Origin of the sequence: Campylobacter sp. US50a, from assembly GCF_004379015.1 — a bacterium.
Taxonomy (GTDB): Bacteria; Campylobacterota; Campylobacteria; order Campylobacterales; family Campylobacteraceae; genus Campylobacter_D; species Campylobacter_D jejuni.
Window position 1 is genome coordinate 133,017 of sequence record NZ_RYYJ01000001.1, and the last position, 24,294, is coordinate 157,310.

The window sequence follows — 24,294 nt, forward strand, 5'->3', positions numbered from 1 at the left end:
TTCCTTAATTTCCCTTTTTAAATTTTTAAATTATGCTTTATTTTTGCTTAATTTTCAAGAAAAATTATATTTTAAACTGAACTTTTAAAATTTCTTTTAATTCATTTATTGCTTTAATATTTTCTTGAATTTTAAATGGTTCTTTAAAAGCAAAAGCGATCGTTTTATCAAGATGCAAATAACAACATTCAGGCTTATTGAAAGCTCCAAAAGCAACCTTTATAAGTAATTTCTCATCTTGTTTATAGATGCTTTCAAAATGTAAGAAAAAATCATCTTTTTTTATAGTAATATTTTTAAAGTTCTGCTCTATTTTTTTCAAATCCACTTTAGAAAATTCAACCGATGAGAGATTAAATTCATTTAACTCATAGTTTTTACACTCTTGGTTAAAATTCCACACCCAAAGATCATATATATTTTTTTCTTGCTTTTTCCATCTATCTTCATATTTACTTGAAATTTCTAAATTTTCATTTTTTCTAAGACTAAATTTTGGAGCAGGAAAAGTCAAAAATTGCTTTAAAGTAAAATTAAAATACTCAAAACTATCTGTTCTAAGTTCAAAACGACCATTTTGAACTAAAACCCTAGCACATTCTTTGCAAAAATCCTTCCCAATAACTCGCCTATGAGGCTTTTTGTCCCAAGGAACAGGAAAATGTAAAAAAATTTTTTCAACTGATTTTGATTTTAATACACTCAATAACAATCTCGCATCACTTTGGATTAGCAAAATATTATTTACATTTTGTGCCTTAGCAAGTTTAGCTACTTGAGTTAAAGCTGGATTGTAAATTTCCACCCCTAAAATTAAAACATTCGGATTTTCTTTTGCTTGATAAAGCAAATGTCTTCCTGATCCAAAGCCTATTTCTATATAAATTTTACCTTGAAGTCTAGATAAAAGTTCATCAAAGCTATCAACAATAAATGGTGTTTTTTCAATTAAAGCATTGTTTTTAAGTCCAAAAGCTTCATTGATAATATCCTCACAAAAACCTTCTTTAAAGATTTTTAAAGCCTTTTGTAGATAACCTATTTTAGAAGGTTTTATATGTTTATCGCCTTTAATCACAAAACCATTTTGTGTTTTTTTAATCTGCAGAAAAAAACTCTCTTCTTGAACCTTTGTATAAATAAGACTAACATTATCATTCTTAGCAAGCCAAAGAAATTCAACATCATCCTTGCTATAAGGCAGATTCATTTCTTTGATCTTTTTGCTTTTAAAATTTGGCACTACTGAGCCGCCTTAACTCTGCTTGAAGGTTCTGAACGAAGCCCAGCCGAATCAATAGCAATAACTTCATAACTATATTCCACCCCTGGTAAAGCTTTTACATCTTTTAATCGCTTTTCTTTAATGCCTTTAAAAACTGCATTTTGCTCTCCACCATAGCGTCTTACTTCATATTCAACAGCTCTAGTATCATTATCACTCCATTCTAAATTTATCCCTTCACTTGTGCTTTGGGCCAAAATAATACTAGGAGCCAAAGGATTACCTAAAGTTCTACCCTCTACACCATCTTTTGGCATAGGACTTTCAAGACCATCTTTATCCACTATTGTTACTTTATAATACTTGCTTTTACCTGCTCCTTCTACTATATCCTCATAAGAATTTTTATCAGTCTTTGCCAAAACACTAAAAGGAAGGAAACTTGAGCTCGTAGAATAAACTTTATAATAAGCAAAATCTTCATATGTAGGAGCATCCCAAGTTAAAATGATTTTATTGGAACCATCTGTGCTAGCACTTAAATGCTCAACATGAGGAGGTAAAGCCTTGCTTGTAGAACTTACAACCTGACTTGGATCACTCTTTATCCCATTAAAACTCACAGCAATAATTCTATAACTTGAATTTTCATTAGGTTTTAAATCACTATCGATGTATTCAGCATTTAAGCGATTTTTTACTTCTGCAATTTTTTTAAATTCTTTATCATCACCTTTGGTTCTTTCAATAATATAAGAATCAACCCTAAAATCAGGATGCGGACGCCAAATAAGTTTAATACGATTAGGTAAATTGGTCACAGCTTGAATAAAAGGAACAGCTTCAAGTCTTGGAGCTGTACTCACTTCTATAACCTTGCCATCTTCTGAAATTTGTCCTTGCTCATTAAAGCTTTTCATCATATAACGATACTTAGTACCAGGCTCTAATTTAGTATCTACATAATGAGTTTGAAATTTATCTTTAATAGTGCCTACAAGTTTAAAATCAGGATTTTCATCACTAGAACGATACAAATAAAATCCTTTGATATTTTCATTATATAAAGGCTCCCATTCAAAAGCAATATTACTCATATCACTAAGACTTTTTAAACTTTCAATCTTTGGCAAGCTTTCATTTACAGTAAGCTCTTTGCTTGAAGCTAGTGAATTCATTTGCGAAACACTACAAGCGCTAAGCAAAAGAGTTAAAAAACTCAAGTAAAAACTCAAGCGAAATCTTTTCATCATTCTCTCCTAAATTAATTTGTTCAAACATAATATTTTTAAAATCTTCCATCAAAGGTGCTTTAACAAAAATTTGCTCTTTAGTTTTTGGATGGATAAAATACAAAAAATAAGCATGTAACATTATCCTACAATCATACTTACCCTTATAACCATACAAACTATCACCCAAAATATAGCGATTTAAACTAGCCAAATGCGCTCTAATTTGATGAGTTCTTCCTGTAAAAAGCTTAGCAGCCATCAAAGTTAAATTTTCAGTTTTTACTATATTTATAAAAGCTGATTTTGCGTTTTTACTGAATTTATTTTCCTTATCTATGGCTATTTTTTTAATAGCATTAGAAGGCGAACGCATTAAAAATTTTTCTACTATAATTTTATCTTCTTTTAGTGGCAAATCAATTAACGCAAGATAAATTCTTCCCATGCTTTTATCTGCAAGCTGTTCGCTTAATTTTTGATGGGTGAAATTATTTTTCGCTATTAGTATAGCTCCGCTTGTATCTTTATCTAATCTATGAACAAGACCAGCTCTTATCTCTCCTCCTAAATTTGATAAAGTATATTTTTTTTCTATTAACCAATCCACCAAAGTAGCATTTTTAACGCTACTTGCTCCATGAACGACTAAATTTGAAGGTTTATTTAAAACAAGCAAATCTTCATCTTCGTATAACACATCAATATCAAAATCCACTTCAAACTGAGGTTTTATCTCATCATAAAGCTTTAAACTTGCAATAGAAATAATATCACCATTTTTAAGCTTAAATGAATTTTTATCTTGAATTTTATCATTAACCCGTACGCAATCTTTTTCTATAAGTAAAGCAACTTGATTGCGACTTTGGTTTAATTTTTTAGCCAAAAACACATCAAGCCTTGAATTTTCATCCACTAAAAAAGTTTGCATTTTTTCCTTAGAGGTTTTGATAAATTTAAAATTTTAGTTTATAATTATAGCTTTATATTACCAACTGAAGGCAAATTTTGTTTAGATTAGATAGAAGAATTTTAACTCATTTTGACTATATGCAACCCATTTTATTTTTACCCATAATTCTTATTTCATTTTTCTTGATCTTTGAAGCTAATCCTTTTTTAGCAGAAAAACAGTTTGTTTATGCCTGTGTGGGATTATTTGCTTTTATGGTTTTTTTCTTCTTTCCCATAAGGAAATTTATTTGGATTATTCCTGTTGCTTATTGGATTAATATTTTTTTATTGCTAAGCGTAGATATTTTTGGGGTTGAAAAATTAGGTGCTAAAAGATGGCTTGAAATTCCTTTTACTCATTTTACTATACAACCTTCTGAAATTTTTAAACCTAGTTTTATTTTAATGCTTGCTTATCTTATTTATCAAAATCCTCCTCCAAAAAATGGATATAAACTTAAACAATTCATCAAACTTAGCTTTTACATCATCTTGCCTTTTTTGCTAATTGCAAAAGAACCTGATTTAGGAAGTGCTATGGTTTTACTACTTGTTGGTTTTGGAGTTCTTTTTATCATGGGAGTTCATTATAAAATTTGGTTAAGTATTGTTATAGCTATAAGTGTTAGTTCTCCTATTATTTATACACATCTTTTAAAGCCCTACCAAAAGCAAAGAATTCATGATTTTATTTCAGAAAAACCAAGTTATCAAGTAGCCCAATCAATGATAGCCATTGGAAATGGTGGTTTAACTGGAAAATCTCAAGATGAAGCTACGCAAACTCATTTTAAATTTTTACCTATTTCAACTAGTGATTTTATCTTCGCTTACATGATAGAAAGATTTGGATTTATTGGGGGATTGACATTAATTATATTTTATATTTTACTTATTTTTCATCTACTTAGTTTAAATTATAAACTTAAAGATGATTATTTTACTAGAGTTGCTATTAATTGTGTTGCATTATTTATTTTTATTTATGCGGCAGTAAATATCTCAATGACTATAGGTTTTGCACCAGTAGTTGGAATCCCTTTGCCTTTTTTTAGTTATGGTGGAAGTTCTTTTACTATTTTTATGATTTTTTTTGGAATTTTACAGCATTTAATCACTTTTAGATATTTTTGGACGGATATAAAGGCTAAATAAAATATTTTTAAGCATTAATAAGATATAATTCTATCTTTTAATATCAACTTTAGGCGGATTTATAGCTCAGTTGGTTAGAGCAACCGGCTCATAACCGGTTGGTCGCAGGTTCGAGTCCTGCTAAATCCACCATTCTGTTATAAGCTATAGACTCTCTCTTTAAAATAATAATTTTTAGTCCTTTAAATATTTCGGTCTTGTGTAAAAAAATATGTAATGTGATTTTTTGAAAGATAAAGTGGTGGTTAGAGGCAGAATCGAACTGCCGACACGCAGATTTTCAGTCTGCTGCTCTACCGACTGAGCTATCCAACCACTTAGTTTGATAAAGTAAAAATGTAATTGTATCTTTTTTTCTTTAATTTAAGTTTAAATACAAAAATAAAATTTTATTTCCCTTAAAGTTTTAATAAGATAGAATACCCGCTTTAGATCATTATCAAATGGAAATTTTTTGAAACAATTTGGACTAGATAGACGAACTTTTAAAATTTTACTAGCTGGTTATATTATTATTGCATTGTTTGGGGCTTTATTGCTACATTCAAGCTGGGCACATACAACTCCTATTGATTTTTTAGATGCCTTTTTTACAAGCACATCTGCTGTTAGTATGACAGGATTAACAGTTAAGAACACTGCAGTTGATTTTACCTTAGCAGGACAAATTATTATCTTGGCTTTGGTGCAAATTGGAGGCTTGGGATATATGGGTATAGGTTTGTTTGTTTATATACTCATACGCAAAAAAGTAGGATTTAGTGCAAGAAATTTACTAAAAGAGTCTTTATTTTATCCATCAATGGATGGTTTATTTAAATTTTTTAAAAAGGTTTTGCTGTTCATTTTTACTATAGAATTAATAGGTGCTATACTTCTTACCATGCGTTTTGCCCTTGAAATGAATTTTAAGAAAGCTTTATGGTTTGGAATTTTTCATTCTATTAGCGCTTTTAATAATTCTGGGTTTACCATATTTGAACATGGACTTATAGCTTACAAACATGATATAGCAATTAATCTTATTATCACTTCTTTGATTATTATTGGAGGGCTTGGATATTTTGTTTTGGTTGAATTATACTTTTTTCAAAGAAAAAAATTGCAAAATTTAAGCCTACATACAAAAATGGTTGTTGTTGCAAGTATTTTTCTTATTTTCTCTTCAACGCTTATTATTTTTGCTTTTGAATACTCAAATCCTCAGACTATAGGACATTTTTCATTTTTTGATAAAATTTTAAGCTCATATTTTATCGCTATTAATTACCGCACAGCAGGATTTAACACCTTAGATATGGTACATTTGCATGATGCGAGCTTATTTTTTGGATCATTGTTTATGGTTATTGGTGGTGCACCAGGAGGAACAGCTGGGGGTATGAAAGTAACAACTGTAATGGTTTTATTACTCTATGCTTATTGGAGTATCCGAGATGGAAGAGTTAGAATTTTTGGACATGAAATTCCAAGAGAAACTATATCTAAAGCTTTTATTATAGCTGTAGGTTCAGCTGTTTATATAGTAATAGCTGTTATTTTGCTTTCCTTGCTAGAGTCAAATTTTGATTTTATAGCCTTGCTTTTTGAAACTTCTTCAGCTTTTGCAACCGTAGGAATTTCGGTAGGAAATGGTGGAACTTTATCTTTATGCGCTTTGTTTAGCGATCCTAGCAAGGTGATTATCATCATTATGATGCTAAGTGGCAGGATAGGTGTTTTTGCTTTTTTACTCTCGGTATTCAAACAAGACAAAGCTATTCATTTAAAATTCCCTGAAGGAAAGGTTAATTTATAAAGGTAAAATCGTGAAAAATCTTAATTATGGAATTATAGGACTTGGAAAATTTGGCTCAGTTGTAGCAGATGAACTCATTGCTGGAGGTCATACTGTTATCGTTGCGGATAAAGATGAGGAAACTTTAAAAAGTATACAAAATCCTCCAAGCTATGCTTATATTTTAGATTCTACAAATATTTCAGCTCTAAAAGAAGCAGGCTTTCATGATGTTGAAGTTGTTATTGTTAGCATAGGAGAAAATGTTGAAAAATCAATCCTTACTCTTATGGCACTTAAAGATATAGGCGTTAAAAACATCATTGCTAAAGCAACCTCTAATATCCATGGTCAAATTCTTTCTAAGTTAGGCGCAACAAAGGTTATTTATCCTGAAAAAGAAAGCGCTAAAAGACTGGTAAAAGAATTTTTAACCAAAGATGCCGATTATGAAGTTTTTGATCTTTCAGCAAATACTATACGAGCTATTAAGATCAATATAGATGAAAAATTAGCAGGAAATTCTTTAAAACATGTAGCACAAAATATGAAAGTGATTTCTTATAAAAAATTAAATAGCGACTGGGAAATACTGCCTGATTTAGAAACCACAACAGTTTATAGTGGAGATGTTGTAATACTTCTTGGAACAGTTAAAGAACTTAGAGAATTTGAATACTAAGTAAGATTTAAAGCCTTGCAAGCCTTTACAAAACGCTTTAAGGCTGTTTTTTCTTTAGTAGAAATTTTATGATATATAACTTCATCTAAATAATATCTAACATCTTTTACATCCAAATCCCTTGTTTTGGCATAATTTTGCAGTATATAATAAGGAATTTTAATCTTTGTTTTTGAAAATTTTTTCAAAATTTGTTTATATAAAGCTTTTTTTTGCACACAAGAGAATCTAGCAAAAACAAAAGGCAATCCTGTTTTTTCGTGCCATTTTACACATAAATCGATATATTTAGAAGAATCTTTTAGATAAAGCTTTAAAGCCTTATCACCTATAATTACTTTTCCATCTTGTTTTAATACTTTAGCTAAAGCATTTGAAGTTGCTGAACTTGGATCTTTAGCATTTGATGTATTTTTTTCTACTAAAACACTTAAAACTCTTTTATTAGCACAAATACCCAAATCTAAATTTTTATATTTTTTTCTAACACTTTCTATGCTTGAAATGATAGCTGCATCAATTCTTCTATAAAATAAATCTTTATTTAGCTTACTTGGAACTCCTTTTTTATACTCCATGCTTGCTTTATAACCATTAGGTAAGGGATATTTCTTAAGATATATATGTAAAGGCAAAAGATTAATATAATCAATTTTTCCAAAAATCATCTCTTTTAAAGAGTGTTAAACACTCTATCTCCTGCATCTCCAAGCCCTGGGATAATATAACCTTTTTCATTTAAACCTTCATCAATACAAGCCACAAAAACTTCCACATCATCATGCATTTGGCTAAATTTTTGTAAACCTTGTGGAGCAGCAAGTATGGATATAAATTTTATTTTTTTAACTCCTTGGCTTTTTAAAAAATTACAAGCCTCTATAGCAGTTCCACCTGTAGCAAACATAGGATCTATGACAATAGCGGTGCGTTTTTTTGCATCTTTGGGAAGTTTTTGAAAATAAAAATCCGCCTTTAAAGTTTCTTCATTTCTTACAAATCCCAAAAATCCAACACTTGCATCAGGAATCATCTTAAAAACACTTTCAAGCATTCCTAATGCAGCTCTTAAAATAGGGCAGATCATAATTTTTTCATCAAGTTTTTTTACTGTAGTTTTTTGTATAGGTGTTGAAATTTCAATTTCTTTTAAAGAAAAATCTTTACTCGCTTCAAAAAGCAAAAAAGATGAAATTTCATCGATTAACATGCGAAATTGAAAGGGCTTTGTCTCTTTAGCCCTTAAAATTCCTAATTTATGTTCGATCAATGGATGATTGATGCAATAAATATTTTTCATTTTAAGCTTTCAAAATAAGCTTTCTCGTTAAAATTTTTTACCTTAGCCACACCATCTTTTACCGCAGCTGCTGCTACAGCTGTACTTACTGCAGCTTTTACTCTTTCATCAAAAGGTTTTGGTATGACATAATCTCTTCCAAATTCTAAAGCGCTTAAATTATAAGCCTTTTTAACCGCATCACTTACAGGAAGTTTTGCAAGATCTGCTAATGCTTTAGCAGCTGCTACTTTCATATTTTCAGTGATTTTACTTGCACGCACATCTAAAGCCCCACGGAAAATAAAAGGAAAACCTAAAACATTATTGATTTGGTTTGGATAATCACTTCTTCCTGTTCCTACAATCGCATCTTTTCTAAGTCTAGCCACATCTTCAGGCATCACTTCAGGGATAGGATTTGCCAAAGCAAAAATTACAGGATCTTTTGCCATACTTAAAACCATTTCATCATCAAGAATTTTTGGTGCACTAAGTCCTAGGAAAACATCAGCTCCTTTTAAAACTTCTTTTAAAGTCTTTTCCTTAGAATCAACAGCAAATTCAAGCTTTTGAGGAGTTAAATCATTTCTATCCTTAGAAACAACACCTTTGCTATCTACTAAAATAATATTTTCGACCCCTAAATTTCTATACATCTTAGCACTTGCTATACCTGCGGCACCTGCGCCACTTACAACCACCTTAATGCCTTTAAATTTTTTACCGCTTATCTCCATAGCATTCATAAGTCCCGCAGTTGAAATAATAGCCGTTCCATGCTGATCATCATGCATTACAGGAATTCCTAAATCTTGCAAAGCCGCTTCAATTTCAAAACATTTTGGAGCAGCTATATCTTCTAAATTTATCCCACCCACAGTCGGAGCCAAAGCTTTGCAAAAATTTACAATCTCTTCCACACTATGAACATCAATTTCTATATCATAAGCATTAACATTTGCAAATTTTTTAAACAAACAAGCCTTACCTTCCATAACAGGTTTTGAAGCCTGTGCTCCTATGTTTCCAAGTCCTAAAACAGCAGAACCATCGCTAACTATAGCTACCAAATTAGCCTTATTTGTATAAGTATAAGCAAGCTCATTATCTTTAGCGATTTCAAGGCAAGGTTCTGCAACTCCTGGGCTATACGCCAAAGATAGATCATAACTTGTAGCCATTGGCTTACTTGGTACAATATCAATTTTCCCACCTAAATGGTATTTTAAAGCTTCTTCTTTTAAATTCATTTTATTTTCCTCTAACTTTTAAAAAATTTTCTATTCTTTTTTTACACTCATCAACCCCTAAAAATTCTAATACTTCAAAAATACTAGGACTTACCGCACTCCCTGTTAAAGCTATGCGTATAGGCTGAGCCAAATCTTTTAACTTTGCTTCTTTTTTTTCTAAAAAATCATTTGTAAAATCTTCAAAATCTTTACCTGTTTTTTGATCTTTAAGTGTATTAGCAAATGCTTGGAGTAATTCTAAATTATTTTCGTTAACAAATTTTTGCACTGCATTTTCATCATAATTTTGCGGCGTATTAACTATGCTTTTTGAACCATTGATAATATCATGCAAGGTTTTTGCACGCTCTCTTAATAAATCAAGTAAAAATCCTGCCTTTTCATAAACAGATAAATCAAAGCCAAGATCTTTAAGCTGACGGTTAATCTCTTCAAAAGGTAGAGTTTTAATATAATGAGCATTAAGCCATTCAAGCTTTTTAGCATTATAACAAGATGCGCTTTTATTGATATGATAAGGATCAAAAAGTTTTTTCAAATCTTCTAGTGAAAAAACCTCATCATCACCATGACTCCAACCTAAACGCACAAGAAAATTAAGCAAAGCTTGAGGTAAAATTCCCATTTCTTTGTATTCCATAACATCAGTTGCCCCATGTCTTTTTGAAAGCTTTTTACCATCTTCTCCATGTATCATAGCCACATGAAAAAATTTAGGAATTTTAAAACCCAATGCCTCATAAAGCACAATTTGTTTAGGAGTATTTGAAAGATGATCATCCCCACGAATCACATCACTTACCCCCATTAAAGCATCATCAATAACAACAGTAAAATTATAAGTTGGAGTTCCATCACTTCTTGCAATGATAAAATCATCCATTATATCCTCTGCTTTAAATCTCACCTCGCCTTTAACCCCATCTTCAAAAACAATCTCACCGCTTTGAGGCGCTTTAATACGCACAACAGGTTCTATACCCTGAGGTGGCGTGCCTTTAAATTCTCTATATCTTCCATCATATCTTGGGCGCTCTTTCGCAGCTTCTTGCTTGGCGCGCAATTCTTCTAATTCTTCTTTACTCATATAACAATAATATGCTTTGCCTTCATCTAAAAGCTTTTTAACATATTCTTTATAAAGATCAAAACGCTCTGATTGGTAAGTTACTTCTCCATCATGTTCTAAACCGCACCATTTAAAAGCTTCGATAATTGCTTTAGTAGCTTCTTTGGAATTTCTTTTTAAATCCGTATCTTCAATACGAAGTAAAAAATTTCCACCATTTTTTCTAGCGTATAAATAATTATAAAGAGCTGTTCTAAGTCCACCTATGTGCAAATACCCTGTTGGGCTTGGAGCAAAACGCGTTGTAAGTTTTTCGTGCATTTTTTGCCTTTTCTTAAATTTTTATTGATATAATGCAATATTTATACTTAAATAAAGGTTTGAAATGAAAAAAATTTTATTAAGTTTTGCATTTTTTGCAAGTTTAGCTAGTGCAAATACCATTAATGCTATAGCTGTAGTTGTAGACAAAGAGCCTATCACGACTTATGATATAGATCAAACTATGAAAGCACTTAAAATTGATAGAAATAAAGCTTTAGGCGTACTCATCAATGAAAAAATGGAAATTTCACAAATGAAACAACTGGGTATTGTAGTCAATGATCTAGAGCTTGATGATGCTATAAATAAAATGCTTGCTCAAAACAAAACTACTTTAAATGCTTTCAAAGCAAATTTAAATTCCAAAAATCAAAGCTATGAACAATTTCGTGCAAATTTTAAAAAAGATTTAGAAAAAAGAAAGCTTTATGAAAAAATCGCAAGTATGGCAAAAACTGATTTTAGTGATGATGGAGCAAAAAAATTTTTCGAACAAAATAAAGATAAATTCACTTTTTATACACAAATTAATGCAAATATTTATTTATCAAACAATCCTCAAACTTTAGAAAATATCAAAAATACAAAAAAAACAATCCTTAAACCACAAAATGCATCTTTAAACACAAGCAATGCCGATCTAAGACTTTTAGGGCTTTTATCGCAAATTCCTGTTGGAGGCTTTTCCCCTGTTTTAAATGGAAAAAATGGCTATGAACTTTATGAAGTTAAAAGCAAAGATGGAGCACAAACTCCTGAATATGAGCAAGTTAAAAATGAAGTTTTAAACGCTTATGTAAGCGAACAAAGACAAAATTTCATACAGGATTATTTTGATAAACTCCGCTCTAAAATCAATATAGAATATTTAAGATAAAAATTACAATTAAAATTTCCCTTTAATAGGGAAATTTTAATGTCTTGCAAGATAATTTGTATCGTAGTTATTGTTAATAAAATCAGGATTTTCCATCATAGAAAGATGAAAATCTTTGGTTGTTTTTATCCCACTTATAAGTAACTCATCTAAAGCTACTTTCATTTTTGCAATAGCTTTATTGCGATCTTCTGCCCAAACTACAAGCTTACCTATCATAGAATCATAATAAGGAGGCACGCTATAGTCTTGATAACAATGACTTTCCATTCTAACATTGCGTCCTGCGGGTGGAATGTATTTAGTAATCTTGCCTGGACTTGGCAAGAAAGTTTTAGAATCTTCTGCCGTGATTCTACATTCTATAGAATGCCCATTTAATTTAATACTTTCTTGAGATGGTAAGGCATAACCTTCTGCTACCTTAATCATTTGTTCTATGATATCAATCCCACTTACCATTTCACTTACACAGTGTTCAACTTGCAAACGTGTATTCATTTCTATAAAATAAAAGTCTAAATTTTTATCAACTAAAAACTCAAAAGTTCCCGCACCTTCATATCCTATAGCTTTGGCTGCCCTAATAGCAGTTTCATGAAGCCTAGTACGTGTTTTTTCATCAAGCAAAATCGCGGGAGATTCTTCGATAAGTTTTTGATGGCGTCTTTGCATAGAACAATCTCTTTCACCCACATGAATCACATTACCAAAACTATCTCCTATAACCTGCACTTCTATATGGCGTGGATTTTGAATGTATTTTTCCATATACATAGTTCCATCACCAAAAGCTGTCATAGCCTCGCTTTCAGCTGACCAATACGCTTTTTCAAGATCTTTTTCATTTTCCACCACACGCATGCCACGGCCGCCACCGCCAGCAGCTGCTTTTAAAATCACAGGATAGCCTATTTCTTTAGCAAGTTTTTTAGCTGCTTCAGCTCCTGCTAAAGCCCCATCGCTTCCTGGGATTACAGGCACGCCTGCTCTTTGCATTACTTGTTTAGCTTTTGATTTATTACTCATTAAATTCATAGCTTCTACAGAAGGACCTATAAATTTGATGTTATGTTTAGCACAAATTTCAACAAAATTTTGATTTTCACTTAAAAATCCATATCCTGGAAAAATCGCATCTGCTTCAGCAATTTCAGCTGCTGTGATAATAGCTGGGATATTTAAATAACTTTCAGAACTTCTTGCTTTTCCTATACAAATGCTTGCATCAGCGTATTTTAAATATAAAGCATCTTTATCTGCTTCAGAATACACACAAATTGCTTTTTTACCCATTTCTTTAATCGTTCTTAAAGCACGCAGTGCTATTTCTCCACGATTAGCAATTAATATGCTTTTAATTTCCATTTTATAATTTCTCCACCGCAAATAAAGGCATTCCAAATTCTACAGGCTGACCATCAGCAACTAAAATTTCAGCGATCCTGCAATCAAATTCCGCTTCAATTTCATTCATGATTTTCATCGCTTCGATAATAGCTATAGTATCGCCTTTTTTAACCGTACTGCCTACTTTTACAAAAGGTGCTGCACCTGGACTTGGAGCTTGATAGAAAGTTCCTACCATAGGGCTGTTTATACTTGGTTTGTTTGATTTTGCACTTTGACTAGGTTGAGCTTCGTTTACAACGCTTACATTGATAGGTTGTGGAGCTGGAACTGGAGGACAAACAGGAGCTGGAACATCGCAACACATATCTCTTTCAAGTTCTATTTCAAAACCATCTTGTTCTTTGATCTTAATTTTACTAATATTTGCTTCAGCAAAAAGGTTTACTAACTCTTTAATTTCTTCTTTTGTCATAAAATTCTCCTAAAATTTAAGAACTTAATCTTGTATTATATAAAAAAACTTAAAATTTAACTTTAAAAAAGAAAAAAATCATAAAAAATATAGATTTTTTAGGTTATAATCCTTATAAAAAATTACAAATATTAAAAGGTTAAAAATGGGCTTAAAAGCAGATAACTGGATAAGAAAAATGGCATTAGAATACAAGATGATCGAGCCATTTTGCGAAGCAAATATAGGAAAAGGTGTAATAAGCTATGGACTTTCAAGTTATGGCTACGATATACGCGTAGGGCGTGAGTTTAAAATTTTTACTAATGTTAATTCAACCGTAGTAGATCCAAAAAATTTCGTAGAAGAAAATGTAGTAGATTTTGAAGGTGATGTATGTATAGTTCCTGCAAATTCTTTTGCCCTAGCTAGAACTATAGAGTATTTTAAAATGCCTGATGATGTTTTAGCTATTTGTCTTGGCAAAAGCACTTATGCAAGATGTGGTATCATCGTCAATGTTACTCCTTTTGAACCAGGTTTTGAAGGACATATCACTATAGAGATTTCAAACACTACGCCTTTACCTGCAAAAATTTATGCCAATGAAGGCATAGCACAAGTGTTGTTTTTACAAGGCGATGAAAAATGTGATACCACTTATAAAGACAAAAAAGGCAAGTATCAAGCCCAAACTGGCATAACCTTACCAAGAATTTTAAAATAGGAACACTTATTGCTTTAATTTTTAAAAAAAACTTAAGCAAAGGAAAGCAAAATGTTTAACAAAAAAAATATCTTAATCACGGGCGGAACAGGCTCTTTTGGAAAAACCTATACTAAGGTTTTACTAGAAAATTATAAACCTAATAAAATCATCATTTATTCTCGTGATGAGCTTAAACAATTTGAAATGGCAAGCGTTTTTAATGCTCCTTGTATGCGTTATTTTATAGGAGATGTAAGAGATAAAGAGCGTTTAAGTGCTGCTATGCGTGATGTGGATTTTGTTATACATGCTGCTGCGATGAAGCATGTGCCTATTGCTGAATATAACCCTATGGAATGTATAAAAACAAACATACACGGTGCGCAAAATGTCATCGACGCTTGTTTTGAAAATGGAGTTAAAAAATGTATCGCTCTTAGCACAGACAAGGCTTGCAATCCTGTAAATTTATACGGCGCAACCAAACTTGCAAGCGACAAGCTTTTTGTCGCTGCAAACAATATAGCAGGTAACAAACAAACACGCTTTAGTGTTACAAGATATGGCAATGTTGTAGGTTCAAGAGGATCGGTAGTACCTTTCTTTAAAAAACTCATCAGTGAAGGAGCTAAAGAACTTCCTATCACCGATACAAGAATGACTCGTTTTTGGATCAGCCTTGAAGATGGAGTAAAATTTGTACTGAGTAATTTTGAAAGAATGCACGGAGGAGAAATTTTCATCCCTAAAATTCCTTCGATGAAAATCACCGATCTAGCCCATGCTTTAGCTCCTAATTTAAGCCATAAAATCATAGGTATAAGAGCAGGAGAAAAACTACATGAAATCATGATTTCAAGCGATGATAGTCATTTAACCTACGAATTTGAAAACTACTATGCTATAAGCCCGAGTATTAAACTTGTGGATAAAGATAATGACTTTAGCATTAATGCCCTAGGCGAAAAAGGACAAAAAGTAAAAGATGGTTTTTCTTATAGTTCAGATAATAATCCTTTATGGGCAAGCGAAAAAGAACTTTTAGAAATCATCAATCACACCGAAGGTTTTTAAAATGCTTACTTATTCTCATCAAAACATCGATCAAAGCGATATAGATACGCTTACAAAAGCCTTAAAAGATGAAATTTTAACAGGGGGTAAAAAAGTAAATGAATTTGAAGAAGCCCTTTGTGAATATGTGGGCGTAAAACACGCTTGTGTATTAAACTCAGCCACTTCAGCCCTTCATCTTGCCTACACAGCACTAGACGTCAAAGAAAAAATCGTTTTAACCACCCCTTTAACCTTCGCTGCTACGACTAATGCGGCCTTAATGGCTGGAGCTAAGGTAGAGTTTATCGACATTAAAAACGATGGCAATATCGATGAAAAAAAACTAGAAGCAAGACTTTTAAAAGATAGCGAAAATATAGGAGCTATTAGCGTAGTGGATTTTGCGGGCAATAGCGTTGAAATGGATGAAATTTCAAACCTTGCTAAAAAATACAATATCCCTTTAATCGATGATGCAAGCCATGCTTTAGGCGCCTTATATAAAAGTGAAAAAGTAGGAAAAAAAGCCGATCTTTCTATCTTTTCTTTTCACCCTGTTAAGCCTATTACCACTTTTGAAGGTGGAGCTGTGGTGAGTGATAATGAAGAGCTTATCACCAAAATCAAGCTTTTAAGAAGCCATGGCATAATTAAAAAAAGGCTTTGGGATAGCGATATGGTAGAACTTGGCTATAATTACCGCTTAAGTGACGTTGCTTGTGCTTTAGGGATAAACCAGCTTAAAAAACTCGATCACAATCTTGAAAAAAGAGAAGAAATCGCAAGCTTTTACAATAAGGAATTTGAAAGAAATCCGTATTTCTCCACGATAAAAATCAAAGATTATAAAAAAAGTTCGAGACATTTATATCCTATTTTGCTTTTTCCTGAATTTTATTGTCAAAAAGAAGAACTTTTTGAAAACTTACTTCATGCAGGAATTGGCGTACAGGTACATTATAAACCAACTTATGAATTTAGTTTTTATAAAAAACTCTTAGGAGAAATCAGACTCCAAAATGCGGATAATTTTTACAAAGCCGAGCTTAGCATACCTTGTCATCAAGAAATGAATCTAAAAGATGCAAAATTTGTAAAAGATACTTTATTTAGCATTCTTGAAAAAGTTAAAAAGGGATATTGTGAATAAGCTAGACTTTAGAAGCCAAGATTTTAGCCAAACTGGAAAGGCTATGTATGAACTAGCTTGCGAACTTTTTCCTATCCCTAGAAGCATCACAGGGCAAGGTTTTAGAGCTAGTTTAGAACTTTTAAATAAAACTCTGGGCGGGGGGGGGATACTCAAATTTCACTCTATAAAAAGTGGTACAAAGGTTTTTGACTGGATAGTCCCTGATGAATGGAACGCCAAAGAAGCCTATATCATCACTCCAGAGGGAGAAAAAATTTGTGATTTTAAAAAGCATAACTTACACCTTCTAAACTATAGCGAAGCCATCGATCAAGAAATCGAACTAGAAGAACTTCAAGATCATCTTTACTCCATAGAAGAAATGCCTGATGCTATTCCTTATGTAACGAGTTATTATAAAAGGCGTTGGGGATTTTGTCTCACGCACAATGAAAGAAAAAAACTTAAAAAAGGCAAATACAAGGTCTATATCGATGCAAAACATGATGAAAATGGGGTTTTGGACTATGCTGATTTTATCCTACCTAGCACACAAAATTCAAAAGATGAAATTTTAATTTCAACCTATCTTTGCCATCCTTCCATGGCGAATAATGAGCTTAGTGGCCCTGTAGTGAGTATTTTCTTAGCAAAATGGCTTTTGAGTTTAAAAGAAAGAAAATATAATTACCGCTTTGTCACCATCCCTGAAACCATAGGCTCTATAGTCTATCTTAGCAAACATTTAGAGCATTTAAAAAAACATGTTAAAGCAGGCTTTGTGCTTTCTTGCTTAGGCGATGATCATGCTTACTCACTCATACACACGCCTAAAGAAAATACTCTAAGCGATAAAGTTGCACTGCATACGCTTAAAAATAAAGAAAATTTCAAAGCTTTTAGTTTTTTAGATCGTGGAAGCGATGAAAGACAATACAATGCCCCGCTTGTAAATCTTGGCATAGTAGGAGTATGTCGCACCAAGTATGGAGAGTATAAACAATACCACACTTCAAAAGATGACTTAAATTTTATCTCCAAAAAAGGTTTAATGGGTGGACTTCAAAGCATGCAAGAAATGATTTTAAATCTAGAAATCAACACCGTATATAAAAACACCATAGTATGCGAACCCAATCTTGGCAAAAGAGGGCTATACCATACCCTTAGCACTGCTAATGACATTCCTTTAGCTTGTAATTTTCTAGCTTACTGCGATGGAAAAAATGATATCATCGATATAGCCAATATTTTAAATATGCAAGCTTATGAATTTAAAGAACTTTTAGAAAAAATCTTAGAATATAAACTTTTAAGCATAACTCATTAAATTTTTAGCATGATTATCTTTAATATCCTTAACAATTATGTCATATGCCCTAGATAAATCAATTTTCTTAATGCAAAGATTTTCAAATTTTTTAAGTTCCATCACATTTTCTTTTATAAAAAGATCTTCCAAACCATTAACATCCGTTAAAACTCCATCTTTGCGAACAAACATATCATAAGTTTTTAATTGCGTAAATCCCTTTTCATCTGTATATAAAGCCTCAAAACTTTTGTTAAAGCGATAATCCACTTTTAAACACTCTTCCACATAATGCACAAAAGTAAAAGAATCTTGCAAAGGCAAATTTACAATAATCATTTTTGTATTATTTTTATACATAAAAGCAAAGGGAGAATTATTATCAAAAGCTCCTTTATTCTCAAGTGCAACAAGTTCTTTTTGAAATTTTCCAGTAACCGCAAAAGAATAAATAGGATGTTTTGTTCTTCTAAAATCATCTCTTTTAAGAGCTATATTACCTAAAGCTCCAGTTTGTGATTTAGAATTTAAAATATCATATGCCAAACCTTTACAAAAATCCCAATTAAAAGTATGAATAGCTAATGTATCTACATTATCTTTCATACAATCTAATAAAAAATTTAATTTTTTTCTATTATCTCCATCTATATTTTGCAAAAATTGCATTAAATTCCCTGTAAATAAAATAAAATCATCTTTATTTAACTCTAAGAAATTTATAAATCGTATTATCTTTTCCATGTTAAAGCCTAAATAAAATATTTTATAATTAATGAAAAATTTTATGATACAATATATTAATTTTCAACATTCTTAAGAAAGTGCTATACAATGGAAAAACAATTTTATGAAATTTTAGAAAATATCCTTGAAATCAAAGTAGATGAAAATACAAATTTAAGCATGGAAAATTGCAAGAACTGGACTTCTTTAGCCCATATTGATATCATCATGAGTTTAGAAGAAGAATTTGAAATCAAATTCAACAAAGAAGATTTAAGTCTCTTAAAATCTCAAAACGCTTTGCTAGAAAAAATTCAAACCCTAAAGGCCGAAAAATGAAAGAAAATATTGAAAAATTATTTCAAGCCATCGCTCAAAAAAATCCTATCCATTCTAAATATCTTAAAAAAATTGAATTTTCACAAGAAGACCAAGAAGAATTTGATAAATTAATTTCTTATTATATTCAAGATGGCATCAGTATAGAAGAACAATGCGATTGTTATTTATTGATCCTTAATGATACTTTAGAAGAAACAAAATTTTTCATAGAAAATGGGACTTATCGTTATTCTAGCTTTGATGAAGTTAAGGATAAGGTTTATTTTAATGAAAGCTATATGAAACAATACATGATAGGCCTAGCTCTTTCTTCTTTTGTTTGGATAGCTCATATTAAAGTAAGAAAGTATTTTTCACAATATTTAAAAAATTTTACTCCAAAAACAACTTATTTTGAAATAGGCCCTGGTCATGGAGAATATTTTGCAAGAGCAGTTAAAAGTGGTAAATTTTCCGCCTTTTATGGACTTGATATCTCTCCAACGAGTTGCGAACTTACTCAAAAAATGGTAAAACAACAAGTAGGAGAATTGATTACAAAATGTGATTTTTTATGTCAAGATTTTTTTACTTATGATTTTGATAAAAAAGCTGATTTGATAGTGATTGGAGAAGTGCTAGAACACGTAGAAAAACCTCTTGAATTTCTTAAAAGATCTAAAGAGCTTCTTAGTGATGGGGGAGAAATTTTTGCAACTATTCCTATCAATGCTCCTGCTATTGATCATATTTATTTATTTTCCCATCCTGATGAAGTTAAAGATTTGATAGAAAAATCAGGCTTAAAGCTTAAGACTTATGAATGTTTTATGGCAAATGATTATAGTTTAGAAAAAGCATTGAAATTTAAAAATGCTATCACTATGGCAGTAGTTTTAAATGCTTAATACAACACTCAATTTACCCATTCATCATATAGGTGTGGCTTGTAAAAATTTAGAAAAAGAAAGAGAATGTTTTTTTAAACTAGGTTTTTACAAAGAAGTAGAATTTATAGATGAAAAACAAGGGGTAAGAGGCGAATTTATCATTCCTTGCAACGAAGCATTTCCACAGTATAGATTTGAACTTTTGCAAAATTTAAACGATAAAGGTCCACTAGATAGCTATTTGAAAAATAATACCAAAATGTATCATTTAGCCTATGAAAGTAAAAATATCGCCCAAGATTTAATTCTTTTGGAACAACAAGGAGGCATTTGTATTGTTCCTATTATGCAAGCAAGCTATTTTGCTAAACTTTGTTTTATCATGATGCCAAATAGGCTTTTAATCGAACTTGTGGAGCTAAAATGAATCTTTTTTCACCTCATTTAAAACGCAATGAACTTATAAAATTTGCCAAAGAATTAGACTTTAGTAAAAGTCAAGATCTTCTTATCAATATCCATAGAAATCATGCTTTTGAAGGAGTGCAAAGCATCATTGCTCCTTTTTTACATTTTGCCAATTTAAAAGCTGATTTTAATTTCAGCTCTTATGATGATAGCTTGAGTTTTGATAACTTTAAAGAAGCTAGTTTAGAACTTTTATGGCTAGATTTGACCCACTATAAAAATAATGTGCAAAATTTTCTAGAAGAAAGGCTTTTAGCATTAAGAAAATTGTCACAAAGCCCTATTTTAGTCCTTAGTTTAGGAGAATTTAAAACAGATAAAAAAATTTTAAATTGCGAAATTTTTAACATAGAAAAACTCATAAAAGAGTATTTTGATGAAGAAGATATTTTAGACTTAGCTAAAGAAGAACTTACAGGCTCTAAGCTTAATAATAAAGCCTTGATTTTCTTAGCACAAATTTTAGGACTTAGCCTCATCCCTGCACTCATAAAACCTGTTCTTAAAGCTCTTGTGCTTGATCTTGATAACACCTTGTATCAAGGAATTTTAGGTGAAGAGGGCATAGATAATATTAATTTAAGTCCTTTGCACAAAGCCTTACAAGAAAAAATTAAAACTTTTAAAAAACAAGGATTTTTACTTGCCCTAGCTTCAAAAAATGAAGAAAAAGACGCAAAAAAACTTTTTGAAACAAGAAAAGATTTCATCTTGCAATGGGATGATTTTGATGCTAGAATGATCAATTGGGAGCCAAAGGGTGAAAATATCTTAAAAATTGCTAAAAAATTTAATATAAATACTAACGCTATGCTTTTTATAGATGATAATATCGCCGAGCTTGAAAATACCAAATTTACAGGTGTTAAAACACTTTTATGCGATGAAAATATACTTTATAAAATCAAGCTTTTTCCTAATCTTTTAAAACTTTCAAATACCAAAGAAGATCAAATTCGTGCCAAAGATATAGCAGCCAATGCTTTAAGAGAAGAGCTTAAAAGTTTAAGCGATGAAGAATATTTTCAAAATCTTCAAATCAGCTTAGATTTTAGACAAAATGATCTGCAAAATATCCCTCGCATTAGCGAACTTTTAGGTAAAACCAATCAATTTATCGCTAATTACACACGCTTAAATCAAGAAAAAGTCGCACAACACATGCAAAAAGAACTCATTGTAAGTGTGAGCATGAGTGATAAATTAAGCGATAGTGGGATTATCGCTATTTTTGTTTTTTCTTGCAAAGAAGGAAATTTATTTATCAATGATCTTTGCATTTCTTGTAGGGCTTTAGGTAGAAAACTTGAAACTAGAATGTTTTTTAAAGCCTTTGAACTAGCTTTAAAATTCTTCAATCTTAAAAACAATAATGCAAGGCTTTACTATCAAAAAGGCGAAAGAAATATGCCATTTTTAAGCTTTTTAGAACAAATTTCTAAAGAAATTGAAAAAAACTCAGCCCTTGTTTCATTTCAAAATTTAAATTTTAAAGGACTTATAATCCATGAAAACTAGATTTGATAAAGCCAAAATTTCAGGCATTTGCGTAAGCGTACCTGAACATAAAATTTGCATTGATGATGAGTTAGAAAGCGTTTTTTCAAATGATATTAAAATCCTTAAAAGAATGAAAAAAGTCATAGGTTTAAACACGCGTTATATTTGCGATGAAAACACTTGTGTAAGCGATCTTGGAAAACACGCAGCCAATACACTTTTACAAGGTTTAAATATAGATAAAAATAGCCTTGATGCACTCATCGTAGTAACTCAAAGTCCTGATTTTTTCATGCCTTCTACGGCTTGTTATTTACACCAACTTTTAAATTTAAGCTCTAAAACCATAGCTTTTGATTTAGGACAAGCTTGTGCAGGGTATTTATATGGCTTATTTGTCGCTCATTCTTTAATACAAAGTGGCTTAGGTAAAATTTTACTCATTTGTGGGGATACTTTAAGCAAATTCATCCATCCTAAAAATATGAATTTAGCCCCTATTTTTGGCGATGGAGTAAGTGCAACTTTGATTGAAAAAACGGATTTTAATGAAGCCTTTTTTGAACTTGGAAGCGATGGGAAACATTTTGATAAACTCATTATTCCAAAAGGTGCGATGAGAATACCTAGAGTAGATATTTTTAACGACGATTCGCTCATGCAAACTGAGGAGTTTAGACAATTAGAAAATCTTTACATGGACGGAGCAAATATTTTTAATATGGCTTTAGAATGCGAACCTAAAAGCTTTAAAGAAATTTTAGAATTTTCCAAGGTAGAAGAAAAAGACATTGCTTTTCATCTTTTTCATCAATCTAATGCGTATTTGGTTGATTGTATTAAAGAAGAGTTAAAACTTAATGATGATAAAGTTCCTAATTTCATCATGGAAAAATACGCTAATTTAAGCGCTTGTTCACTACCTGCCCTACTTTGCGAACTAGATACTCCAAAAGAATTTAAAGCGAGTTTAAGTGCTTTTGGTGCAGGGCTTAGCTGGGGAAGTGCGGTGCTAAATTTCAAGGATTTATACACAAAAGATATTTTAATTTACACAAAGGAGAAATAATGACAAAAACTGAATTTTTAGAAGAGCTTAAAGAAGCTATGCATAGAGATGAAGACTTAAACGAGGATATGCTACTTGATGATATAGATGAGTGGGATAGTTTGGCTTTTGTATCTGTAATGGTGCTTTATAAAAATCTTTTTGCTTTAAAAATCACAGCCGAAGATTTGAAAAATTGTCAAAAAGTGAGTGATTTAATCGATTTAGCAAAGCTTGATTAAAACCTTTAAGGTTTTAATCTTTTATCTCTAATTCAAATTTATCTCCCACATCTTTAAAAGTAAACACTTTATTCCCACAAGGATAAGAGATGGAATTTTCTTGCATAAAAGATTTTCTTTTTTGTAGTTTTTCAAGCATTAAAGGAAGTTCTTTTCTAAATAAGGCTTTATCAGGTATACCACAACCATGATCTAAATTTTTAATAAATTTTCCATCAATTTTATTTTCATCTATCAAATTTAAGCTTACATCATATCCTAAAATTTTTAATATTTGCATAGTTTGTTCTTTAAAATTTGCTGGAGTTAAAGGATCTTCTTTACTATGATAACTCACATAAATAATATTTTTATTTTTTTGACTTTGCAAAATCAAATGATCTTTATTTAACAATGTTCTAATAAAATAATTTTCATTATTAAAAAAATAAGGTGAATTTTCTTTACGTGTCCAATGGGTTTTTAGAAAAAAAATAATCCTATTATGTGGAAAATCTTCATAATAATCACCACAACTATGTTCCATTTCTCTTCCTAAAATATAATTTAAAGGTGGCAAAGCCGAACCTGAATTATCAATCACGCCATCCACATACCAAGGAGCTATTTTTGCTATAAGCAAGGCTAAGTATCCTCCGTATGACCCCCCCCCATAAATTTTTGGTAAATCTGCAAATTTTGGAAAACGTTTAACTAAATCTTTTAAAGCATTGATATGATCAATAGCTGCCATAATGCCAAAATTTTGATAATCCCCGTTAGGTGGGATAAAAGTGGAAGTAAAATTTAGTTTAAAGTTATGATCGACTTTATTTTGCATTTTTAAATTTTCTACATGTTTCACTAAAGAATTCGCTAAAAAAAGCGCATTATCATTATTTATTCCACCATAAGAAAAATGAAATTGATTTAATAAATTTTTAATATTTTCAATATCTTCCTCTTGAAAATATTTGTATGCACTATATTTCTCAATATCTGAACGCCTTTGACAAAAACAATGATAAAAAACATGCACTGCTACAACATCAAAATTTTTAGCAATATAATTTCTATAAGAATCTAAAAAATATATATTTGCATTAGCTCCATAACCTCCTATGACAAAAACTATAGCTTTGATATCTTTTTCATTATCATAACTGATACGGTATTCAAGCTTGCTAGTTCTTTTAATACCTAGTTCTACATCATCACAAGAATCGATTTCAAAGGTTTGATTTATGAGCATATAAAGGCCTTTTTTATTAATT

General features: G+C 31.0%; 25 protein-coding genes and 2 tRNA genes. 15 read left to right on the forward strand and 12 right to left on the reverse strand.

All coding sequences use genetic code 11. The features are described from left to right. Nucleotides 1-64 precede the first annotated feature (64 nt). From trmB to ELQ11_RS00685, 3 genes are read right to left on the reverse strand one after another with little or no spacing between them, the layout of a single operon-like run. Nucleotides 65-1,243, reverse strand: a complete 1,179-nt coding sequence (trmB, locus tag ELQ11_RS00675; RefSeq protein ID WP_126210859.1) for a tRNA (guanosine(46)-N7)-methyltransferase TrmB — start codon at nucleotides 1,241-1,243, stop codon at nucleotides 65-67. Further along, nucleotides 1,243-2,478 (reverse strand): fibronectin type III domain-containing protein, encoded by a 1,236-nt coding sequence (locus tag ELQ11_RS00680; RefSeq protein WP_072223500.1) that lies wholly within the window; start codon nucleotides 2,476-2,478, stop codon nucleotides 1,243-1,245. The genes trmB and ELQ11_RS00680 overlap by 1 nt, the downstream gene beginning before the upstream one ends. Continuing rightward, nucleotides 2,423-3,391: an RluA family pseudouridine synthase gene (locus tag ELQ11_RS00685; RefSeq protein ID WP_074487199.1), complete on the reverse strand. Its 969-nt coding sequence runs from the start codon at nucleotides 3,389-3,391 to the stop codon at nucleotides 2,423-2,425. Before ELQ11_RS00685 ends, ELQ11_RS00680 begins: the two co-directional genes overlap by 56 nt. Nucleotides 3,392-3,468: 77 nt before the next feature. Between ELQ11_RS00685 and ELQ11_RS00690 the strand changes: the two genes are divergently transcribed. Together ELQ11_RS00690 and ELQ11_RS00695 are read left to right on the forward strand one after the other, a co-directional pair. Beyond that, the gene (locus ELQ11_RS00690) at nucleotides 3,469-4,569 is read left to right on the forward strand and encodes an FtsW/RodA/SpoVE family cell cycle protein (RefSeq protein ID WP_002871041.1); all 1,101 of its coding nucleotides are present in this window, start codon (nucleotides 3,469-3,471) and stop codon (nucleotides 4,567-4,569) included. A gap of 55 nt (nucleotides 4,570-4,624) precedes the next feature. After that, a tRNA-Ile gene (locus ELQ11_RS00695) sits at nucleotides 4,625-4,701 on the forward strand. 107 nt (nucleotides 4,702-4,808) lie between these two features. Here ELQ11_RS00695 and ELQ11_RS00700 read toward each other — a convergent pair. Next, nucleotides 4,809-4,884, reverse strand: a tRNA-Phe gene (locus ELQ11_RS00700). Between the two features lie 139 nt (nucleotides 4,885-5,023). On the opposite strand from ELQ11_RS00700, the gene ELQ11_RS00705 reads away from it, so the two are divergent. Both ELQ11_RS00705 and ELQ11_RS00710 read left to right on the forward strand, forming a co-directional pair. Then, nucleotides 5,024-6,367 (forward strand): TrkH family potassium uptake protein, encoded by a 1,344-nt coding sequence (locus ELQ11_RS00705; protein ID WP_126219079.1) that lies wholly within the window; start codon nucleotides 5,024-5,026, stop codon nucleotides 6,365-6,367. Nucleotides 6,368-6,377: 10 nt separating this feature from the next. Next, a complete protein-coding gene (locus ELQ11_RS00710; protein ID WP_002861975.1) occupies nucleotides 6,378-7,028 on the forward strand; it encodes a TrkA family potassium uptake protein in 651 nt (216 codons plus the stop codon). On the opposite strand, the gene ELQ11_RS00715 is transcribed toward ELQ11_RS00710, so the two are convergent. From ELQ11_RS00715 to gltX, 4 genes are read right to left on the reverse strand one after another with little or no spacing between them, the layout of a single operon-like run. Beyond that, a complete protein-coding gene (locus tag ELQ11_RS00715; protein ID WP_126229807.1) occupies nucleotides 7,025-7,696 on the reverse strand; it encodes a menaquinone biosynthetic enzyme MqnA/MqnD family protein in 672 nt (223 codons plus the stop codon). The genes ELQ11_RS00710 and ELQ11_RS00715 overlap by 4 nt on opposite strands. A gap of 5 nt (nucleotides 7,697-7,701) precedes the next feature. Next, complete coding sequence (gene upp / locus ELQ11_RS00720; RefSeq protein ID WP_002871044.1) at nucleotides 7,702-8,328, reverse strand: uracil phosphoribosyltransferase; 627 nt, start codon at nucleotides 8,326-8,328, stop codon at nucleotides 7,702-7,704. Then, nucleotides 8,325-9,560 carry a malic enzyme-like NAD(P)-binding protein gene (locus ELQ11_RS00725; protein WP_134225079.1) on the reverse strand — a complete coding sequence of 412 codons (1,236 nt, stop codon included), beginning with the start codon at nucleotides 9,558-9,560 and terminating at the stop codon, nucleotides 8,325-8,327. Before ELQ11_RS00725 ends, upp begins: the two co-directional genes overlap by 4 nt. A 1-nt stretch (nucleotide 9,561) precedes the next feature. After that, the gene (gene gltX, locus ELQ11_RS00730; RefSeq protein WP_126264592.1) at nucleotides 9,562-10,953 is read right to left on the reverse strand and encodes a glutamate--tRNA ligase; all 1,392 of its coding nucleotides are present in this window, start codon (nucleotides 10,951-10,953) and stop codon (nucleotides 9,562-9,564) included. Between the two features lie 64 nt (nucleotides 10,954-11,017). Between gltX and salC the strand changes: the two genes are divergently transcribed. Then, complete coding sequence (gene salC / locus ELQ11_RS00735) at nucleotides 11,018-11,833, forward strand: peptidylprolyl isomerase SalC (RefSeq protein WP_070252798.1); 816 nt, start codon at nucleotides 11,018-11,020, stop codon at nucleotides 11,831-11,833. Between the two features lie 36 nt (nucleotides 11,834-11,869). Here salC and ELQ11_RS00740 read toward each other — a convergent pair whose 3' ends face one another. Continuing rightward, on the reverse strand, nucleotides 11,870-13,201 hold the full coding sequence (locus ELQ11_RS00740; protein WP_002871048.1) for an acetyl-CoA carboxylase biotin carboxylase subunit: 1,332 nt from the start codon (nucleotides 13,199-13,201) through the stop codon (nucleotides 11,870-11,872). Between the two features lies 1 nt (nucleotide 13,202). Further along, nucleotides 13,203-13,658: an acetyl-CoA carboxylase biotin carboxyl carrier protein gene (gene accB, locus ELQ11_RS00745; RefSeq protein WP_002866271.1), complete on the reverse strand. Its 456-nt coding sequence runs from the start codon at nucleotides 13,656-13,658 to the stop codon at nucleotides 13,203-13,205. 145 nt (nucleotides 13,659-13,803) lie between these two features. Between accB and dcd the strand changes: the two genes are divergently transcribed. The 4 genes from dcd to ELQ11_RS00765 are packed head-to-tail and all read left to right on the forward strand — an operon-like array spanning nucleotide 13,804 to nucleotide 17,864. Next, nucleotides 13,804-14,364 carry a dCTP deaminase gene (gene dcd, locus ELQ11_RS00750; protein WP_002861983.1) on the forward strand — a complete coding sequence of 187 codons (561 nt, stop codon included), beginning with the start codon at nucleotides 13,804-13,806 and terminating at the stop codon, nucleotides 14,362-14,364. Nucleotides 14,365-14,415: 51 nt separating this feature from the next. After that, the gene (pseB, locus tag ELQ11_RS00755; protein WP_070275048.1) at nucleotides 14,416-15,420 is read left to right on the forward strand and encodes a UDP-N-acetylglucosamine 4,6-dehydratase (inverting); all 1,005 of its coding nucleotides are present in this window, start codon (nucleotides 14,416-14,418) and stop codon (nucleotides 15,418-15,420) included. Between the two features lies 1 nt (nucleotide 15,421). Continuing rightward, on the forward strand, nucleotides 15,422-16,552 hold the full coding sequence (pseC, locus tag ELQ11_RS00760; RefSeq protein ID WP_126251908.1) for a UDP-4-amino-4,6-dideoxy-N-acetyl-beta-L-altrosamine transaminase: 1,131 nt from the start codon (nucleotides 15,422-15,424) through the stop codon (nucleotides 16,550-16,552). Next, nucleotides 16,545-17,864, forward strand: a complete 1,320-nt coding sequence (locus ELQ11_RS00765; RefSeq protein WP_134225080.1) for a DUF4910 domain-containing protein — start codon at nucleotides 16,545-16,547, stop codon at nucleotides 17,862-17,864. Before pseC ends, ELQ11_RS00765 begins: the two co-directional genes overlap by 8 nt. On the opposite strand, the gene ELQ11_RS00770 is transcribed toward ELQ11_RS00765, so the two are convergent. Then, entirely contained in the window at nucleotides 17,847-18,590 is a 744-nt protein-coding gene (locus ELQ11_RS00770) for an AAC(3) family N-acetyltransferase (RefSeq protein WP_044780594.1), read from the reverse strand. The genes ELQ11_RS00765 and ELQ11_RS00770 overlap by 18 nt on opposite strands. Before the next feature lie 90 nt (nucleotides 18,591-18,680). On the opposite strand from ELQ11_RS00770, the gene ELQ11_RS00775 reads away from it, so the two are divergent. From ELQ11_RS00775 to ELQ11_RS00800, 6 genes are read left to right on the forward strand one after another with little or no spacing between them, the layout of a single operon-like run. Continuing rightward, entirely contained in the window at nucleotides 18,681-18,911 is a 231-nt protein-coding gene (locus ELQ11_RS00775; RefSeq protein ID WP_044780596.1) for an acyl carrier protein, read from the forward strand. Continuing rightward, the gene (locus ELQ11_RS00780; protein WP_126231621.1) at nucleotides 18,908-19,801 is read left to right on the forward strand and encodes a class I SAM-dependent methyltransferase; all 894 of its coding nucleotides are present in this window, start codon (nucleotides 18,908-18,910) and stop codon (nucleotides 19,799-19,801) included. The genes ELQ11_RS00775 and ELQ11_RS00780 overlap by 4 nt, the downstream gene beginning before the upstream one ends. Next, complete coding sequence (locus ELQ11_RS00785; protein WP_070233595.1) at nucleotides 19,794-20,210, forward strand: VOC family protein; 417 nt, start codon at nucleotides 19,794-19,796, stop codon at nucleotides 20,208-20,210. Before ELQ11_RS00780 ends, ELQ11_RS00785 begins: the two co-directional genes overlap by 8 nt. Then, on the forward strand, nucleotides 20,207-21,769 hold the full coding sequence (locus ELQ11_RS00790) for an HAD family hydrolase (RefSeq protein WP_134225081.1): 1,563 nt from the start codon (nucleotides 20,207-20,209) through the stop codon (nucleotides 21,767-21,769). The genes ELQ11_RS00785 and ELQ11_RS00790 overlap by 4 nt, the downstream gene beginning before the upstream one ends. Further along, on the forward strand, nucleotides 21,759-22,820 hold the full coding sequence (locus ELQ11_RS00795) for a beta-ketoacyl-ACP synthase III (protein WP_070298219.1): 1,062 nt from the start codon (nucleotides 21,759-21,761) through the stop codon (nucleotides 22,818-22,820). The genes ELQ11_RS00790 and ELQ11_RS00795 overlap by 11 nt, the downstream gene beginning before the upstream one ends. After that, nucleotides 22,820-23,041, forward strand: coding sequence for an acyl carrier protein (locus ELQ11_RS00800; RefSeq protein WP_002786077.1), 222 nt, complete (start codon nucleotides 22,820-22,822; stop codon nucleotides 23,039-23,041). Before ELQ11_RS00795 ends, ELQ11_RS00800 begins: the two co-directional genes overlap by 1 nt. Nucleotides 23,042-23,054: 13 nt before the next feature. Here ELQ11_RS00800 and ELQ11_RS00805 read toward each other — a convergent pair whose 3' ends face one another. After that, complete coding sequence (locus tag ELQ11_RS00805) at nucleotides 23,055-24,272, reverse strand: DUF2920 family protein (protein ID WP_134225082.1); 1,218 nt, start codon at nucleotides 24,270-24,272, stop codon at nucleotides 23,055-23,057. Between the last annotated feature and the right edge of the window lie 22 nt (nucleotides 24,273-24,294).